The organism is Selenomonas sp. oral taxon 920, assembly GCF_001717585.1.
Taxonomy (GTDB): Bacteria; Bacillota; Negativicutes; order Selenomonadales; family Selenomonadaceae; genus Centipeda.
Window position 1 is genome coordinate 780,150 of record NZ_CP017042.1, and the last position, 16,609, is coordinate 796,758.

The window sequence follows — 16,609 nt, forward strand, 5'->3', positions numbered from 1 at the left end:
AAAAGCCCCCGTACGGGGGCTTTTTGTGCTGTTTTGCACGGCGCAGACGCTCGAATAGAAGAGATGTGCTCATACAGCCGAAAAGATGAGAAGGAGGTCGCGCTGATATTCCCATGTGCCGATAAGACCGCCGAAGGACAGATGCTCGAAGAGAATTTTCTCGCAGATATGTGTTGCAACAAAGGCGTGCAGTCCCGCGATGATGAAGAGGATGCCGAGGTGCGCATGATAGTATTCAATCGTGAGCAGCCGATTCGGCAGAAAGAGAAACGATGCCCAGATGAGAATGTAGAGCAGGACGCGCATCAGTTCGTATACCCAAGTGAGACGAGCCAATCGGCAACCTCTTGTTTTGCCTGCACGGGATTGCTGTGTACGAGTTTTCCCTGAATGCCGAATCCCGTACGCATTGCTGCTCCCTTCGCAAAGAGGGGGATGTCTGCCTCCTTGCCGGTCATCGCATTGCCGGACCCTGTGCAGAATGGGATGATGGTCTTGCCCGCAAAGTCATAGCTCTCGAGGAAAGTGTAGACGGGCATGGGCAGATCTTGGTACCAGATCGGATAGCCGAGGTAGACGATGTCGTAGGAATCCATATCCTCCACGCGCGTTGCAAGTGCAGGGCGCGCATTTGCCGCCTGTTCCTCCTTCGCCAGCTTCGTCATCTCCTGATAGTCGACAGGGTAGGGGGCAACTGTTTTGATCTCGAAGATTTGATCTGCGCGCGTGAGCTCTGCGATCTGCTCCGCGATGATATGCGTATTGCCCTTTTCAATAAAGCCCACCTCAAAGTTCTCGCCCGTGCGTGAGAAGAATGCGACGAGGATGTGCTTATCTGCGAAATCTGCAGGCGACTGAATGGAGTGTGCGAGGTCGAGTGCAGCAGAATCCGTATGTGTGCTCTCCGTCTCTTTGCTGCCCGTACTTCTGCAGCCGATGGAGAGCAGTGTGAGGAGAGCACAGAGCAGTACAAGTATCTTTTTCATGACGGTGCTCCTTTCGGTTTTTGCCATTATATAGGAAAAAATTCTAAAAACAAGGATACAAAAAAGCCAGCCGCATAACATCCTGTGGCTGGCTCAGTTTCGTGGCGGTTGTTTTTATTTCGCTGCAAAGGAGAATTTCAGACCCTGTGAGAGGGAAGGGGCAATGCCGCCCTCAACCTCGATCTGCCCGGGCATAGAGCCCTTCGCGTTGAAGAGGAGGGTGCAGTGTCCGCTCTCACGAATCGTGTCGTTCGCGTTCTCGCCAACGCGCACGACCTTGTATTTCTGCTTGCCGACCGTGAGGGTGTCACCGGCGGCAATGTCTGCTGTCAGCTCGTACGGCGTATGCTCAATAACCATCTCGGCGAGATTCGGATGTGCGCCCTCGTCGAGCAGGATGACGCTGCTGTTCGTCTCGAGGAATTTGCGCGCCAGCTTGCCGATGGCCGTGACCGTAACTTCGTATTTTACACTCATTGTAATGCCTCCCCGGATCGCAATCCGAATTTCCCAATGATTTCTTAAAATTATTCTACCACAAGCGCCATCTATTGTAAAATCTTTTCGTATCTTCCTGCATTGACAAGTGAAAAGGAAATTAGTACACTTTGACGCAAGGGAATCCGTAAATATATGGGAAGACTCTAGTGTCATCATTTTATAGGGGGACTTCATATGCAGGACATTCGTTTGGACAGCCCGCTGAAGGGGCGGTTGATTCCGCTCTCGGAGGTGACAGATCCGGCGTTTGCGAGCGGTGCGATGGGGCGCGGTGCGGCGATTGCAGAGCCTGAGGGGCGTGTTGTCTCGCCGGTGGACGGTGAGGTCACGGTGCTCTTTGGCTCCAAGCACGCGATCGGCATTCATTCGGCGGATGGGGTGGATCTCCTCATCCACGTCGGCGTGGATACGGTCAAGCTCGAGGGCAAGCATTTCACGGCACATGTCGCACAGGGCGATACAGTGAAGCGCGGACAGCTGCTGCTCGAGTTCGATCCCGAGGCGATCCGCGCGGAGGGGTATGAAACGACAACCCCCGTGCTCGTGACAAATGCGGCAGATTACGGGAAGATCACGTTCGCACTGGGCGATGCGGAGATTTCCTCGGGCGGCGATGAGCCTGTCGAGGAAGGACCTGCAGCAGCACTTTCGGCGGAGGATGATATCGATCCAAACCTGCCGAAGGAGGAGCGCGTCGCAAAGCTCATCTGGAAGTACGTCGGCGGCACTGGGAATGTGCGCAGTGCTGAGCACTGTGCGACGCGTCTGCGCCTCATCGTAAACGACAAGTCGATCATCGACGAGAAGGCGATCGAGAACATCGACGGGGTGAAGGGGCAGTTCTTTGCTGCCGCACAGTATCAGATCATCCTTGGCACAGGCTTTGTTGACAAGGTGTTCGATGCCTTTGTTGCGGGTACGAACCTCGTGGGGGCTGTGAACAGCAAGCAGGAGGCGTACGATCAGATGACGCCGCTGCAGAAAGTCTCGCGCACGCTCGGCGATGTCTTTGTTCCGATTATCCCCGTGCTCGTTGCCACCGGTCTTTTCATGGGACTGCGCGGTGCGGCGCAGAGTCTCGGCGTTGAGATGAGCGACAACCTGCTCCGCATGAGTCAGATCCTCACGGATACGGCGTTTGCCTTCCTGCCCGCGCTCGTGTGCTGGTCGACGATGAACAGATTCGGCGGCACACCTGTCATCGGTATTGTTCTCGGACTCATGCTCGTTGCACCGCAGCTGCCGAATGCGTATGCGATTGCGGCGGGTGATGCCGTTCCTCTCTCCATGGATATTTTCGGCATTCCAATCCCCGTTGTCGGCTATCAGGGCTCCGTTCTGCCCGCACTTGTGCTTGGTATCTTTGCCGCGCGGCTGCAAAAGTGGTTCAAGACCTTTGTGCCTGACATTATAGACCTCATCGTGACACCGTTCCTGACGCTGTTCGTCTCGATGCTGCTCGGTCTGCTCATCATCGGACCCATCATGCACACGCTTGAGATCGGCATCTTTGGTGCGGTGCGTGCCTTCCTTGAACTCCCGTACGGCATCGGCGGCTTCATCGTTGGCGGCGTACATCAGGTCATCGTCGTGTTCGGCGTGCACCACGTATTCAACGCGCTCGAGGTACAGCTGCTCGCATCGACGGGGCTCGACCCGTTCAACGCGATCATCACGGGCGCCATTGTCGCGCAGGGCGGCGCTGCGGTTGCTGTCGCGGCGCGTACGCACGATGCGAAGAAACGTGCCCTCTACATCTCCTCGGCGGTTCCCGCGTTCCTCGGCATAACGGAGCCGGCGATCTTCGGTATCAATCTGCGCTTTATGAAGCCGTTCATCTACGGCCTCGTCGGCGGTGCGTGTGCGGGCGCGATTGCGGGATTCCTGCATCTCGCGGGCACGGGCATGGGCATCACGGTTCTGCCGGGCACGCTGCTCTACCTTGACCACCTCGCTGAGTACGTTCTCGTCAACGCGGTCGGCTTCGGCGTTGCATTCGGTCTGACCTTCACCTTCTTCCGTCCAGAGGAGTGAGTACTGTGGAGAATTTTGACAAGCGGGCAATCGATGCGCGGCTTGCGGAGGGATTCCCCTTTACGCACCGCTGGCACAACCGCTTTCATCTCGAAATGCCGTTCGGCCTCATCAACGATCCGAACGGGATGACCTACCATAACGGCGCATACCATATCTTCTGCCAGTGGAATCCGTTCGGCTGCGCACATAAAAACAAGTCGTGGGCGCATACAAAAACGCGCGACTTCTGCACGTATGCGGTTCCGCAGCTTGCGCTCTGGCCGACGGACGAGCACGATAAGGACGGCTGCTACTCGGGCTGCGGTACGGAGGAGGACGGGCGTCTGCGCGTTCTCTACACCTGCAATGCAAAGGACGAGCAGGGCAACCGCAGCTCTGTGCAGCGGTTCGGCACGTTTACCAAAGCTGCGGGCGCGGTCAAAAAAGAGGAGATCATTATCGACGGCCCGCCTGCGGGATTTACAGCGCATTTCCGCGATCCCTATCTCTTTGACTGGCGCGGCGTGCGTCACCTCGTCATCGGTGCGCAGACGGCAGACGAGCGCGGCTGCGTGCTCGTCTACCGCGAGGCGCCCATCCGTTGGGAGTGTCTCGGGGAACTCTGCACGCAGCTGAAGGACTTCGGCTATATGTGGGAGTGCCCGAATCTCCTCTCGTTCGGCGACTGCGATGTTCTCGTGTTCTGTCCGCAGGGGGTGGAGGCGCGTGCCTACGACCGTCAGAACGTCTATCAGGCGGGCTACATCGCGGGACACGCCTCGATGGATGCAATGGAGATGCTCATGCACGGGCGGTTCAAGGAGCTCGATCATGGCTTCGACTTCTATGCGCCGCAGATCCTGACGCACGAGGGGCGGCACATCCTCATCGGCTGGATGGGGATGCCCGACCGCGAGGACGAGTACCCGACGCGCGAGGAGGGCTGGATGCACAGCCTGACGCTGCCGCGCGTTCTGACACTCCGGCAGGGGCATATCTTCTCCGAGCCCGTACGCGAACTGAAGGCACTGCGCCACCGCGAGACCGAGCGTGCGCTCGAGGCGGAGGGGGAGAGCGAGTTCTCCGCCACACTCTACGACCTCACAGAGTTCATCCTCGATCTGACAATGGGGGAGGCATACAGCGTCTCTGTGGAACTGGTCTTTGGCCTCGAAAAGCTCGTGTTTCGCTACAATCGTCTGGAGCAGGTTATGACCATCGACCGTACGGGCATGAAGCTCGGCGGGCGCGGCAAGCGCGTATTCAAACTCTATGCCGAGGAGACGCTCTCTCTGCGGATGTACGTCGATCACGGCGCGGTGGAGGCGTTCTTCCAGCACGGGGAGGAGACGGCGACGATTGCCATCTTCCCGGAGAAGAACATCCGCCCCATGCTGCGCGTCTTCTCCGATGTTGACATGCGGCTCCTCTCGGGTGTGCTCTGGGAGCTTGAGCCGTTTCACTACGAGACAATCTGAATACGATAGAGGAGCGATCGCATTTTCGCGGTCGCTCCTTTTGTCTGCCTTTCCGCAAAAAAACCGCTGCGCGGCAATTGCACAGCGGTTCGTTCCGTATGTGTGTCAGTGTGTATGATGGCTGTCCTTCAGAATGCCGACCATTGCTTTCTGCACAACGTCGAGCACATCGTGGAGCAGAGCGTTGTACATCTCACCGCCATCGACGACACCGCGGCCGTTCTCCGTGAGGAAGAATTTCTTCGGATGTTCCGACGCCGCATATGCTTCATCAAATTTCGCCTTGACCAGTGCTTCAAAATCCATGAAAAGCCCTCCTTAAACACAATAACCAATGGATGTATTATAGCATATTTTTTGGATGCTGTCCCGCTTCTTTTACAGATTTTTCGCAAAAATACCGTATTCGCTGCAAACGCCTTGAAATTCAAAGAGAAAAGCAACAAGACGATGAGTTTGTTTACAACTTCTGGCGGCGCACCATATTCGCAAAACATCAAGGAATAAGCATATAGTTAGCAAGTGCAGTAAATCCGCAGGAACGCAGTGTGAGACGCAGATCCTCGAGTGGAGCGATGAGCGGGGCAAAGGCGAGGCGAAGCTTGAAGCGCGTGAGCGTGTGCATATTTGCTCCGAAGATAGGGATGCGATCCATTTGATAGCGTCCTTCCTCTGGCGTTGAGAGTCCGTAATGCACGGTAAAGCCCCCGCGATATCCGGCAGCGCGCGTAATCTCCTCGATCTCCTCATTGACGCGCCCGCCGGGGTAGGCGATGTAGTGCATATCATAGCCGAGCTTTTCCGAGAGGAGGTCATGTGAGTCCGCAATCTCGTGGCGCAATTCGTCTGTCGATGTGAGCTCAGCGAGATTCGCGTGCGTCATCGTGTGGCTCTCGAAGTGGATGAGTCCCGACGCTTTCATCTCGTTGATTTGTTCCCAAGTCAGATAATTTGGGTAGGTGTTTGTAAAATCATAGATAAGGAAGATGGTTGCCTTGAACCCATATTTTTTTAAAATGGGGTAGGCGTATTCGTAGTTGTCCGCATAACCGTCGTCGAATGTGATGATGACAGGCTTTTCGGGCAGGGGTGTTCCATTTTCGAGGGCATCCATCATCTCGTCGATCGTGATCGTCGTATAGCCCTCGGCAGCGAGATATTCCATCTGCGCCTCAAACTGGTCTGGCCAGAGTGTGAGCGGGTTGCCGTCCTTCTCCTCGACCTGATGATAGTTTAGGACAGGGACGCCCGGTGCGGTGCGCATGAGCATGACCCCGGCGAGGAAGAGGAGCCCGACGATTGTGAGCAGGGAAAGCAGCAGCCGCTTGCGCGAGAATTTCACGTCAATTACCTTCTTTATTAAAATCAATACCGCGACAAGTGTAGCCCATAGATTGCGGGATGTCAAGCATTCCATTTCGGCTGTGCATGATGAAAAAATTTTGATTTAAAAGGATTTTCGGGCTATAATGCAGAGGTGACAACAATAGATAAAGGGGCGAAGGAATGAATCGAAACGATTTATGCTGGTGCGGCAGCGGCAAGAAATACAAGAAATGTCATGCGGACTTTGACGAGCGCATTGCATCCATTCGATATGATGTCATCAAGGGACAGGTGCGCCCGCCGCGCAAGATCATCAACAATGCGGCGGATATCGAAGGTATCCGGAGAGCTGCGGTCATCAACGATGGGGTGCTCGATCTCATGGATACGCTCGTGCGTCCCGGTGTGGATACGGAGACGCTCGACCGCGCGGCACATGACTACATCGTGGAGCGCGGCGGGATTCCCGCCTGTCTCGGGTTTGAGGGATTCCCGAAGAGCATCTGCACCTCGATCAATAACGTAGTCTGTCACGGCATTCCGTCGAAGACGGATGTGCTGAAGGAGGGTGACATCGTCAACGTTGACTCAACGGTCATCCTCGGAGGCTACTATGCAGATGCCTCGCGCATGTACCTCGTTGGCAAGGTGCCCGCTGCGGCAGAGCGGCTCGTGCGTGTGACGAAGGAGTGCATGGAGCGCGGCATTGCAGCGGCGCGTCCGTGGCATTTCCTCGGCGATGTGAGTGCAGCGTGCGGCGACTGGGCGCACGCGAACGGCTACTCTGTCGTCACGGCACTCGGCGGGCACGGTGTCGGCAAGGATTTCCACATGGAGCCGTTTGTTCCGCATGAGGGCGAGGCGGGCACGGGCATGCTCATGGTGCCCGGTATGGTGTTCACGGTCGAGCCGATGATTAACGCGGGCGACTACGATGTCACCGTGGACGCAGACGATGGATGGACGGTGCGCACGAAGGACCGTACGCTCTCGGCGCAGTGGGAAAAGACCATCCTCATCACGGAGACGGGCGCAGAGGTTCTTTCATCATGACCCGGTTCGATCAGCTCGGTGTCTCGGAGACTCTTGTTGCACTGCTGAAAAAACAGGGGATTACCGCGCCGACCCCAGTGCAGGAGCAGGCAATTCCGCCCATGCGCGCGGGACGGGACGTCATTGCACAGGCACAGACAGGAACGGGTAAGACGCTGGCCTTTCTCCTGCCTCTGATCGAGAAGATCAAGCCGCAGGGCGAGGTCGCGCAGGCACTTGTCATTGCGCCCACGCGCGAGCTTGCGATCCAGATTGCGCGCGTGGCCGAGCCGCTCGGCACGGAGCTTGGCATCGGAACTATCGTGATTTACGGCGGTGCAGACATCGAGCGGCAAAAGGAGAAGCTGCGCCGGCATCCCCAGCTCATTATCGGCACGCCGGGGCGGCTGCTCGACCATGTGCGGCGCGGGACACTCGTGCTTGGCAGCGTGAACAAGATCGTCCTCGATGAGGCAGACGAAATGCTTAAGATGGGGTTCATCGAGGATGTGGAGACCCTGCTTGGGCGGACGGCGCAGGACTACCAGCTCGCACTCTTCTCCGCAACCATGCCCGCACGCATCGTGCAGCTCACGAAGAACTTTATGACAACCCCCGCACGTATTCATATTGAGGGCGAGCGGACAACACTCGAAAATATTGAACAGATTGTTATTTCCGCGAGCGAAGGGGAGAAGATTGACCGCCTCTGTGCCTCCATCAACGAGGAGGCACCGTATCTCGCCATGGTGTTCTGTGCAACGAAGGAGCGCACGCGCAGCCTTATGATGGAACTTGCGCACCGCGGCTACCTCGTCGATGCGCTCAGCGGTGATCTCACGCAGACACAGCGTGCCTTTGTCCTGCGTCAGTTCCGCGCGGCGAAGCTGCAGATTCTCTGTGCCACAGACATTGCCGCACGCGGACTTGACATTGAGGGCGTGACCCATGTCTATAACTACGATCTGCCGCCGACCGTAACGGACTACATTCATCGGATCGGACGTACCGGACGTGCGGGAGCGCGTGGCAAGGCGATCACACTTGTCGCGGCGCACCAGCATGAGAAGCTGCGCAAGATGGAAGCTGCACTCAAAGAGCGGCTGCGCCGTGACGCAGTGAAAAAGAAACCGCGTCCGGCGGAGACGACTGAGATGCAGCAGCGGGTGCAGCGCGATGAGCGGAAGCGGACAAGGCCGAAAAAAATAAAGCCCAGGCCGCGCAGCAAAAAGTCCGGCAAGACCGTTACAAATCTTGGACATCGCAGCCGCAGGAAGCGGTGAATGGCGAGAGAAATTATTTCCTTTTGGATTGCGAGAGTAGATGATGTTATGGCAGTACTGCATACGCGAGAGTCCTCCTTTGCACAGGCGCGGAGGAGGAATCTCCTCCTTGCAGGTGTCTTTTGCGGCTTGTGCTTATTGATATGGCTGTGGTGGGTGAATAACATCCTCTCCGGTCACCTGCTCCAGACGGATGCTGCTGTTCCTGTGCTCCTCGCCTTCGGTGCGGCAGGCTTTGTCGGCAAGCGCTTTTGGCACGCCTACAGGAAGTCTGCCTCAGGTGACAAGGGGGTGGAACGGGCAATTGATGTCCTGCGGCAGATGCCGGACAGCTACCATGTCCTGAGCAACGTTCAGGTTCCCGGCGCCTATTGTGGACTTGTTGTGGTTGGGCGGAACGGAGTCTTTATCATCAATACCAAGCACCACAACGGAACCATCACACCGAGCAATGGAGATTGGGTGCAGGAAAAGACGGGGCGGCGCGGTACAGACTACTCCTCTTCCATGCGGAATCCCGTCAAGCATATGAAGCGGCAGATCCATGTCTTGGCAGATTATCTAAAGTCCGTGGGGACGCGTGTTTGGGTGGACGGCATCGTATTCTTCACCAATCCGGATGTAATTCTGAACGGTTGTTCGGATCACTTTACGGACCGCGGCGACGCTGTGCGTTCCTACATTCTGAACTATAGGGCACGTTTCCTGCTCAGTGATGCCGATGTGCTGCGGCTTGTGCAGTGGCTGGAGCATACGAGAGATTCTTGATGCTTTGAGCGAGCTGATTTGAATCGGTGATGAAGAGAGCAGGAAAATAATTTATTTCGTCGAATCTATATAAGGTACAGACAATTTCAAAGAGGAGGCATATTCATGATTGGGATCAAGAATGTCATTGCGATCATCTGCGGGGGCGGCCCTGCGCCCGGCATCAACAGTGTCATCTCGGCGGTGGTCAGCGAGGCGACGCGTCACGGTTGGGACGTGCTCGGCATCTATGACGGCTTCTCGCGGCTTGCGCGCGGCGAGAAGAACTACGTGCGTCTCGAGCCCGCAAACATCAGCCGTATCCACCTGACAGGCGGCTGCATCCTCAAAATGTCGCGCTTCAACCCGACGAAGAAAGAATCCGACCTGCGCACTGTCGTCGAGACACTGACCGAGCTCGGTGTAACCCATGTCGTCACCATCGGCGGCGATGATACGGCGTTTAGCTCGATGGCAGTTTCTGAATATGCCCGCAAGATGGGGCGCACGATCAACGTCGTTCACGTCCCGAAGACCATCGACAACGATTTGCCGCTGCCCGAGGGAGTGCCGACGTTTGGCTTCGAAACGGCGCGCGCATTCGGTACAATGGAGATCGAGAACCTCATGGAGGACGCGAGCACGACGAACAACCGCTGGTACTTTACCATTGCGATGGGGCGCACGGCGGGCCATCTCGCCCTCGGCATGGGCCGCAGCGCAGGCGCGGCGATCACGATCATCCCCGAGGAGTTTGCGCAGGATAAGATTCCGCTGCAGCAGGTCGTCGACGTCATCACCGGTTCGATCGTGAAGCGTTACCTCACGGGGCGCAACTACGGCGTTGCCGTCATCGCCGAGGGGGTCATTGAAAAGATTGCCGAAGAGGACTTCGCAAAGCTTGGCAATGTCGTCACGGACGAACACGGACACATCCGCTACAGCGAGCTCGACTTCGGCGAAATTCTGAAGCAGGCGGTGCTCGCAGAGACAAAGAAACTCGGCATCGGCATCTCTGTCATTGACAAGGAAATCGGCTACGAGCTGCGCTGCACGGCGCCGATTGCATACGACATCGACTACTGCCGTTCGCTTGGCTACTCGGCAGTGAAATTCCTCATGAGCGGCGACTCGGGTGCGATCATCACGATCCAGGACAACCAGGCGGTGCCCATGCGCTTCGATGAGATCCGCGATCCGGAGACAGGAAAGACGAAGGTGCGCAAGGTCAACATCAACTCTGTGCACTACCGTATCGCACGCGGCTTCATGATGCGTCTCGAAAAGGGCGATCTCGACGATCCGGGGCTCGCGAATGCCTACCGCATGACGCACGAGGAGTTCAAGGAGCGTTACTCCTACCTCTTCGACGGTGACGCGGCGGAGTGATACAGACAGGAAATGGTGGAGCAGAAATTTTCTGCTCCATTTTTGTGTTTTGGGTATTGACGAGCCACTTCCTTTGCCGTATAATACCCTATTGTTAGCGCAAATGCGCGAGCCATATTGTCGCGGGGTGGAGCAGTCGGTAGCTCGTCGGGCTCATAACCCGAAGGTCACAGGTTCAAGTCCTGTCCCCGCAACCAATTGCATAGCTTTATGGGTAGGTGGCCGAGTGGTTAAAGGCAACAGACTGTAAATCTGTCATCTTCGGATTACGATGGTTCGAATCCATCCCTGCCCACCACCATCGCGGGGTGGAGCAGTCGGTAGCTCGTCGGGCTCATAACCCGAAGGTCACAGGTTCAAGTCCTGTCCCCGCAACCAAGTCTGTGCGCTGGTGTAGCTCAGTCGGCAGAGCGTATCCTTGGTAAGGATAAGGTCACCAGTTCAATCCTGGTCATCAGCTCCATATAACGGCGGCATAGCTCAGTTGGCTAGAGCATGCGGTTCATACCCGCAGTGTCCGGAGTTCAAATCTCTGTGCCGCCACCATTTTGGCTTTTACCCCCGCATCGGGGGTTCTTTTATGCTTTAAGGCGTTTTGGGGTGCTTTCTTGAGAAAATCTGCCGCGTACGTTGACAGCATTTTCCAAGTATGATAAATTGGTAAGAGTGATTTCACAACAACTAACGAGGAGAGTTGATATTCATGCGCAACAACATTACGCTTGAGTGCACGGAGTGCCATAGCCGCAACTATCGCACGAACAAGAACAAGAAGAACAATCCGGATCGTCTGGAGTTCAGCAAGTACTGCAAGTTCTGCCGCAAGCACACGCCGCACAAAGAGACGAAGTAAGCGCTCTTTAGTCATGGAAAAAATAGTCAAATTCCTGCGGGAAGTTGTCGCAGAGATGAAGAAGGTCTCGTGGTCGACGCAGCGCGAGCTGGCAACCTATACGGGCGTTGTCGGCATCGCCATTGTTGTTGTCTGCGCGCTGATCTGGATCTGTGACACGATTTTTGCGCGTGTGTTTCAGGTCATACTGCACTACTAGACTGGGTGAGGGACATGGCAGATAAGGAAGAACTCTATCTCAGACAGGCAAACCCGCATCGGGCTTGGTATGTCATCCACACCTATTCAGGCTATGAGAACAAGGTCAAGGCGAACCTCGAGCGGCTCATGCACTCAGCGAGCATGAGCGAGATGATCTTCAATGTCGTCGTTCCCGTCGAGAATGAGATCGAGATAAAGGACGGCAAGGAAAAGGTTGTTCCGCGCAAGGTGTTTCCCGGCTATGTTCTCGTTGACATGATCGTCGATGAGCACTCGTGGTACGTCGTTCGCAATACGACCGGCGTTACGGGGTTTGTCGGCTCGGAGAAGCACCCGATCCCGCTGACGGCGGAGGAGGCGGAGCGCATCCTCTCGGGGGCGGCCGGCGGTGTGCCGAAGCGTCGTACGAAAGTGAGCGTCGGGGATACTGTACGCATTGTCTCGGGTGCGTTTGAGGACTACGCGGGCAAGATCACATCGATCGATTCGTCGGGGCTGCGCGTGCAGGTCGACGTGGAGGGAACCCCCTTCGATATGGAGATCGACCAGGTTGAACTGATTTGATTTCCTAAAACAATACGCACCGAAAGGAGGTGATGTGTCGATGGCAAAGAAGGTTGCGCGTGTCGTAAAGCTGCAGGTTCCTGCGGGCAAGGCGACACCGGCTCCTCCGGTAGGACCTGCGCTTGGTCAGGCGGGCGTGAACATCATGGCGTTCGTCAAGGACTTCAATGAGCGCACGGCGAAGCAGGCGGGGCTCATTATTCCGGTTGAGATCACGGTCTTTGAGGATCGTTCCTTTACCTTTATCACGAAGACCCCTCCTGCAGCAGTTCTGCTGAAGAAGGCGGCGGGCATTGAGAAGGCGTCGGGCGAGCCGAACAAGACGAAGGTCGCGAAGCTCCCGCGCTCGAAGGCGCGCGAGATCGCCGAGTCCAAGATGCCGGATCTGAATGCCGCATCGATCGAGGCGGCGACATCCATGATCGAGGGCACCGCCCGCAGCATGGGAATCGAGATCACAGACTAATCTGTGATACAGTGGAAGGGCGTATGCCCGCTATGACCACGAAGGGAGTTATTCATGGCAAAGTTTGGTAAGAAATACCAAGACGCTGCGAAGCTCATCGAGAGCGGCAAGCTCTATGCTTCGCAGGAGGCGATGGAGCTCGTAAAGAAGACGGCAACTGCCAAATTCGACGAGACCATCGAACTGCATGTGCGCCTCGGCGTCGATCCGAAGTATGCGGATCAGCAGGTGCGCGGCGCGCTTGTCCTGCCGAACGGCACGGGCAAGACCCAGCGCGTTCTCGTCTTCGCCAAAGGCGAAAAGGTTGCAGAGGCAGAGGCCGCAGGGGCGGACTTTGTCGGCTCGGATGAGATCGTGCAGAAGATCCAGGGCGGCTGGCTCGATTTCGATGTCGCCGTCGCAACGCCCGATATGATGGGCACGGTCGGCCGCCTCGGCAAGGTGCTCGGTCCCCGCGGACTCATGCCGAACCCGAAGCTCGGCACGGTCACGATGGATCTCAAGAAGGCGATCACCGAGATCAAGGCAGGTCAGGTGGAGTACCGCACGGACAAGGCGGGCAACGTCCACGTTCCCATCGGGAAGGCCTCCTTTGACGCGGACAAGCTCCGCGAGAACTATCAGGCAGTCATCGACACGCTTATCCGCGTGAAGCCGGCGGCAGCAAAGGGGCAGTATATCCGCTCCATCACCGTTGTGGCGACGATGGGTCCTGCCGTCCCCGTTGCACTCAGCTAAGAGTGCGCGGAATTTCCCCGGGCTGTAGACAGCAGGTTTGCGCAAGCATCTAACGACAATGTCGCCTGCCGAGGCCGGACGTGAATTTGAACATTCATCTCCGGCAGTAGAGCAGCCGGAGATTTTTCATTCAAAAGAATAAGAGCCGTCCAGGATGAACGGCGGCAAGAAAGGAGGGAAATGATTACATGGCAGATCATAAGAAAGAAGTCATAGTCGAGAACCTGAAAGAGCAGCTCTCCTCGGCGAAGGGTGCAGTCTTTACGACGTACAGCGGTCTTACGGTCGCACAGGACACGGAGCTGCGCCGTGAACTGCGTGCTGCAGGTGTTACCTACCACGTTGTGAAGAACACGATGGTACGCCGCGCAGCTGATGCGCTCGGCCTTGAGGGGCTTGACCCGCACCTCGAGGGCACGACGGCATTTGCATTCTCGGCAGAGGATGCAGTTGCTCCCGCGAAGGTCATCTGCGGCTACATCAAGAAGAACAAGCTCGATGAGAAGGGGATCCTGTCCGTCAAGGTAGGTACCGTTGAGGGCAAGGTGATCGAGGCGAACGAGGTGCAGGCGCTTGCGTCGCTCCCGTCGCGCGAAGAGCTTATCGCAAAGCTCATGGGCAGCATGAATGCGCCGATCTCGAACACGGTCAACGTGCTTCAGGGCGTTATCCGCAATGCCGTTTATGTGCTTGATGCCGTGCGTGCGCAGAAGGCATCCGCATAAAGGAATATTCAAAGAGAAATTACATTATTTTGGAGGTATATCATAATGAACAAGGATCAGATTCTGGAAGCCATTGAGAACATGACTGTTCTCGAACTCTCCGAGCTCGTCAAGGCTATGGAAGAGAAGTTCGGTGTCAGCGCAGCTGCACCGGTTGCTGTTGCTGCGGTTGGCGGAGCTGCTCCGGCTGCTGCGGGCGGCGAGGAGAAGTCGGAGTTCACGGTCGTTCTCGCATCCGCAGGCGATAAGAAGATCAATGTCATCAAGGCTGTCCGTGAGGCAACGGGTCTCGGCCTGAAGGAAGCGAAGGAGCTCGTTGACGGCGCACCGAAGCCGGTCAAGGAGAACGTCGGCAAGGCTGAGGCTGAGGAGCTCAAGAAGAAGCTCGAAGAGGCCGGCGCAACGGTCGAGCTGAAGTAATTCAGACGAAACTGATTTTGAGAAACCGCTTTCCCGTTTGGGGAGGCGGTTTTTATTTGCTGTGAATGAGGAAATACAAAGAAACATTAGAAATATAAAATCCATACAAAAGGAACAGATGAGTCTAGGAATAAAGTCACATATATGTTAAGATGGGGACAAAGATAAACGATAATAACATTAAGGTAATAGTAAAAAGATGTGTGGAGGCTCGGATGCGGATGAAACGACATAAGAGAGGAAAGAGGATGGGCGTGCAGCGTGTCGGAGGACATACCGCGCGCTTCTTTCTTGTCTCCTGTATGGCAATGTCCGTCTGTGCATCTCCTGCCTTTGCTGCAGAGACGAACATGACCGCTGAGCAGCGCATCTGGGTTGCACGCTATACGTTCTCGGGAGAGAATCCCGTGACGGAGGCGGAGCTGGCGGACGTACTTGCAGAGCACAGGCATAAGGATGCAACGCTTACGGAACTTGAGGCACAGGCGGACAAGCTCACGAAGTATCTGCGCTCGAAGGGATATTTTGTTGCCTTTGCCTATCTTGCGCCGCAGGACTTCAAGGACGGCGTTGTGGACTTTACGATCGTTCCGGGGCATTACGATCAGATTATCGTGAACAACGAGTCCTATCTCAAGGAGGAAGCGATCCGACGTGAGATCGGTATTTCTTCCGGTGAGATTGTGAAAAAAAGTACACTTAACCGAGGTGTCTGGCTGACAAATGACCTTTCGCGAGTGGAGGCAAATACACAGCTGAAGGCGGGCAGACGGCAGGGGACGACGGATCTCATCGTCAACGTGAAGAACAAGGGACATCGTACATGGGGCTATGTCGGCATCGATAACGGGGGCTACCGCTATACGGGACGCTATCAGTACAGTGCCTTTGTCAACTATGCCAGTCCCGCGCGCGAGGGGGATCTGATCTCTGTCGGCGGCGTTCTGTCAAACGGCGGCATGTGGTCGGGCTCGGCCTCCTACTCAACACCGATTGCAAAGCAGGGGGAGCGGATCGGCGTCAGCTATGCGCGTTCGCATTACACACTCGGCGGCGCATTCTCTGCACTTGACTACACGGGAACGGCGGAGACGGTGAGCGTTCACTGGCAGCACAATTTCAAACGCAGCCGTGATGTAAACATCTACGGAACAGTTCGTTTTGATTTCAAAAGTCTCGAAGATGAGGCGAAGGGGATGGCGTACAGCAACCCAAAGAGTGCGCACAACTGGGTGTTTGGTGTGAACGGCGACAGTTTGGACCGTTTCTGGACGGGTGGAAAAAACACGTTTGCACTGAATTATACGCACGGCGATCTCTCCATTGACGACGAGATGCAGCGTGTGTACGATACGGCAACGGCGCGGACGGCGGGGCAATTTGGGAAGTGGAATCTCGAACTGACACGTCTCCAACACATCAGTGAGCGCGTTTCGCTCTATCTGAGCTATCAGCGGCAGTGGGCGACGAAGAATCTGGATTCCTCGGAGAAATTCTCGCTCGGGGGTCCGAACGGCGTACGTGCCTACCCTGTCGGCGAAGCGTCAGGCGACGACGGCTGGCGCTGGACATCGGAGCTGCGCTGGAATCTGCCGACGCGCGAGGGTGATGACAATGTATGGCAATTGATTGCATTCGCCGACGGCGGTCATGTGAATCTCTATCACAACAAGCTGCCGGGATATACAGGCGCTGCAGGGCGCAGCCTTTACGGTGCAGGTGTAGGCGTGAATTGGAGCAATCAGGCAAACTGGGTGGCACGCGCATACTATGCGTGGAAGATCGGCTCTGAGGAGGCAGTCTCAGATACGGATCGCAGCGGACGATTCTGGCTTCAGATTTACAAGTTTTTCTGATGGCGTTATAACCACTGTGTTTTGATTG

Annotated in this window: 19 protein-coding genes and 5 tRNA genes; 19 read left to right on the forward strand and 5 right to left on the reverse strand. The window is 56.1% G+C overall.

Annotation, left to right across the window (positions count from 1 at the left end):
- Nucleotides 1–69: 69 nt before the first annotated feature.
- The 3 genes from BCS37_RS03615 to BCS37_RS03625 form a co-directional block, all read right to left on the reverse strand.
- On the reverse strand, nucleotides 70–336 hold the full coding sequence (locus BCS37_RS03615; RefSeq protein ID WP_237142733.1) for a hypothetical protein: 267 nt from the start codon (nucleotides 334–336) through the stop codon (nucleotides 70–72).
- On the reverse strand, nucleotides 306–986 hold the full coding sequence (locus BCS37_RS03620; RefSeq protein ID WP_069180205.1) for a flavodoxin: 681 nt from the start codon (nucleotides 984–986) through the stop codon (nucleotides 306–308). The genes BCS37_RS03615 and BCS37_RS03620 overlap by 31 nt, the downstream gene beginning before the upstream one ends.
- Nucleotides 987–1,100: 114 nt before the next feature.
- The gene (locus BCS37_RS03625; RefSeq protein WP_069180206.1) at nucleotides 1,101–1,463 is read right to left on the reverse strand and encodes a PTS glucitol/sorbitol transporter subunit IIA; all 363 of its coding nucleotides are present in this window, start codon (nucleotides 1,461–1,463) and stop codon (nucleotides 1,101–1,103) included.
- Nucleotides 1,464–1,661: 198 nt separating this feature from the next.
- On the opposite strand from BCS37_RS03625, the gene BCS37_RS03630 reads away from it, so the two are divergent.
- Both BCS37_RS03630 and BCS37_RS03635 read left to right on the forward strand, forming a co-directional pair.
- Nucleotides 1,662–3,521: a glucose PTS transporter subunit IIA gene (locus BCS37_RS03630; RefSeq protein ID WP_069180207.1), complete on the forward strand. Its 1,860-nt coding sequence runs from the start codon at nucleotides 1,662–1,664 to the stop codon at nucleotides 3,519–3,521.
- A gap of 5 nt (nucleotides 3,522–3,526) precedes the next feature.
- Nucleotides 3,527–4,981, forward strand: coding sequence for a sucrose-6-phosphate hydrolase (locus BCS37_RS03635; protein WP_069180208.1), 1,455 nt, complete (start codon nucleotides 3,527–3,529; stop codon nucleotides 4,979–4,981).
- Nucleotides 4,982–5,086: 105 nt separating this feature from the next.
- On the opposite strand, the gene BCS37_RS03640 is transcribed toward BCS37_RS03635, so the two are convergent.
- Both BCS37_RS03640 and BCS37_RS03645 read right to left on the reverse strand, forming a co-directional pair.
- Nucleotides 5,087–5,287, reverse strand: coding sequence for a hypothetical protein (locus tag BCS37_RS03640; RefSeq protein ID WP_009441033.1), 201 nt, complete (start codon nucleotides 5,285–5,287; stop codon nucleotides 5,087–5,089).
- A gap of 190 nt (nucleotides 5,288–5,477) precedes the next feature.
- Nucleotides 5,478–6,323, reverse strand: coding sequence for a polysaccharide deacetylase family protein (locus tag BCS37_RS03645; RefSeq protein ID WP_069180209.1), 846 nt, complete (start codon nucleotides 6,321–6,323; stop codon nucleotides 5,478–5,480).
- Between the two features lie 164 nt (nucleotides 6,324–6,487).
- Here BCS37_RS03645 and map point away from each other — a divergent pair, with 164 nt between their 5' ends.
- The 17 genes from map to BCS37_RS03730 all read left to right on the forward strand — a co-directional run bounded on the left by map (nucleotide 6,488) and on the right by BCS37_RS03730 (nucleotide 16,581).
- Nucleotides 6,488–7,360, forward strand: coding sequence for a type I methionyl aminopeptidase (gene map, locus BCS37_RS03650; RefSeq protein ID WP_069180210.1), 873 nt, complete (start codon nucleotides 6,488–6,490; stop codon nucleotides 7,358–7,360).
- Nucleotides 7,357–8,622 carry a DEAD/DEAH box helicase gene (locus BCS37_RS03655; RefSeq protein WP_069180211.1) on the forward strand — a complete coding sequence of 422 codons (1,266 nt, stop codon included), beginning with the start codon at nucleotides 7,357–7,359 and terminating at the stop codon, nucleotides 8,620–8,622. Before map ends, BCS37_RS03655 begins: the two co-directional genes overlap by 4 nt.
- Nucleotides 8,623–9,390 (forward strand): nuclease-related domain-containing protein, encoded by a 768-nt coding sequence (locus BCS37_RS03660; RefSeq protein ID WP_237142734.1) that lies wholly within the window; start codon nucleotides 8,623–8,625, stop codon nucleotides 9,388–9,390.
- Nucleotides 9,391–9,495: 105 nt separating this feature from the next.
- Nucleotides 9,496–10,758 carry a diphosphate--fructose-6-phosphate 1-phosphotransferase gene (gene pfp / locus BCS37_RS03665; RefSeq protein ID WP_069180212.1) on the forward strand — a complete coding sequence of 421 codons (1,263 nt, stop codon included), beginning with the start codon at nucleotides 9,496–9,498 and terminating at the stop codon, nucleotides 10,756–10,758.
- Between the two features lie 121 nt (nucleotides 10,759–10,879).
- Nucleotides 10,880–10,955 (forward strand) — tRNA-Met (locus BCS37_RS03670).
- A 15-nt stretch (nucleotides 10,956–10,970) separates the two neighbouring features.
- A tRNA-Tyr gene (locus tag BCS37_RS03675) sits at nucleotides 10,971–11,056 on the forward strand.
- A gap of 4 nt (nucleotides 11,057–11,060) precedes the next feature.
- Nucleotides 11,061–11,136: transfer RNA gene (locus tag BCS37_RS03680), tRNA-Met, on the forward strand.
- 9 nt (nucleotides 11,137–11,145) lie between these two features.
- A tRNA-Thr gene (locus BCS37_RS03685) sits at nucleotides 11,146–11,221 on the forward strand.
- 6 nt (nucleotides 11,222–11,227) lie between these two features.
- A tRNA-Met gene (locus BCS37_RS03690) sits at nucleotides 11,228–11,304 on the forward strand.
- 157 nt (nucleotides 11,305–11,461) lie between these two features.
- Complete coding sequence (gene rpmG / locus BCS37_RS03695) at nucleotides 11,462–11,611, forward strand: 50S ribosomal protein L33 (protein WP_006307107.1); 150 nt, start codon at nucleotides 11,462–11,464, stop codon at nucleotides 11,609–11,611.
- A 13-nt stretch (nucleotides 11,612–11,624) separates the two neighbouring features.
- Nucleotides 11,625–11,810, forward strand: coding sequence for a preprotein translocase subunit SecE (gene secE, locus BCS37_RS03700; protein WP_069180213.1), 186 nt, complete (start codon nucleotides 11,625–11,627; stop codon nucleotides 11,808–11,810).
- A gap of 14 nt (nucleotides 11,811–11,824) precedes the next feature.
- Complete coding sequence (gene nusG, locus BCS37_RS03705) at nucleotides 11,825–12,376, forward strand: transcription termination/antitermination protein NusG (protein WP_069180214.1); 552 nt, start codon at nucleotides 11,825–11,827, stop codon at nucleotides 12,374–12,376.
- Nucleotides 12,377–12,416: 40 nt separating this feature from the next.
- Nucleotides 12,417–12,842, forward strand: a complete 426-nt coding sequence (gene rplK / locus BCS37_RS03710; protein ID WP_006693411.1) for a 50S ribosomal protein L11 — start codon at nucleotides 12,417–12,419, stop codon at nucleotides 12,840–12,842.
- A 54-nt stretch (nucleotides 12,843–12,896) separates the two neighbouring features.
- The gene (gene rplA, locus BCS37_RS03715) at nucleotides 12,897–13,580 is read left to right on the forward strand and encodes a 50S ribosomal protein L1 (RefSeq protein ID WP_069180215.1); all 684 of its coding nucleotides are present in this window, start codon (nucleotides 12,897–12,899) and stop codon (nucleotides 13,578–13,580) included.
- Between the two features lie 188 nt (nucleotides 13,581–13,768).
- On the forward strand, nucleotides 13,769–14,305 hold the full coding sequence (rplJ, locus tag BCS37_RS03720; RefSeq protein WP_069180216.1) for a 50S ribosomal protein L10: 537 nt from the start codon (nucleotides 13,769–13,771) through the stop codon (nucleotides 14,303–14,305).
- Nucleotides 14,306–14,350: 45 nt separating this feature from the next.
- Nucleotides 14,351–14,725 carry a 50S ribosomal protein L7/L12 gene (gene rplL / locus BCS37_RS03725; protein ID WP_069180217.1) on the forward strand — a complete coding sequence of 125 codons (375 nt, stop codon included), beginning with the start codon at nucleotides 14,351–14,353 and terminating at the stop codon, nucleotides 14,723–14,725.
- 302 nt (nucleotides 14,726–15,027) lie between these two features.
- Complete coding sequence (locus tag BCS37_RS03730) at nucleotides 15,028–16,581, forward strand: ShlB/FhaC/HecB family hemolysin secretion/activation protein (RefSeq protein ID WP_442984039.1); 1,554 nt, start codon at nucleotides 15,028–15,030, stop codon at nucleotides 16,579–16,581.
- The last annotated feature ends 28 nt before the right edge of the window (nucleotides 16,582–16,609 follow it).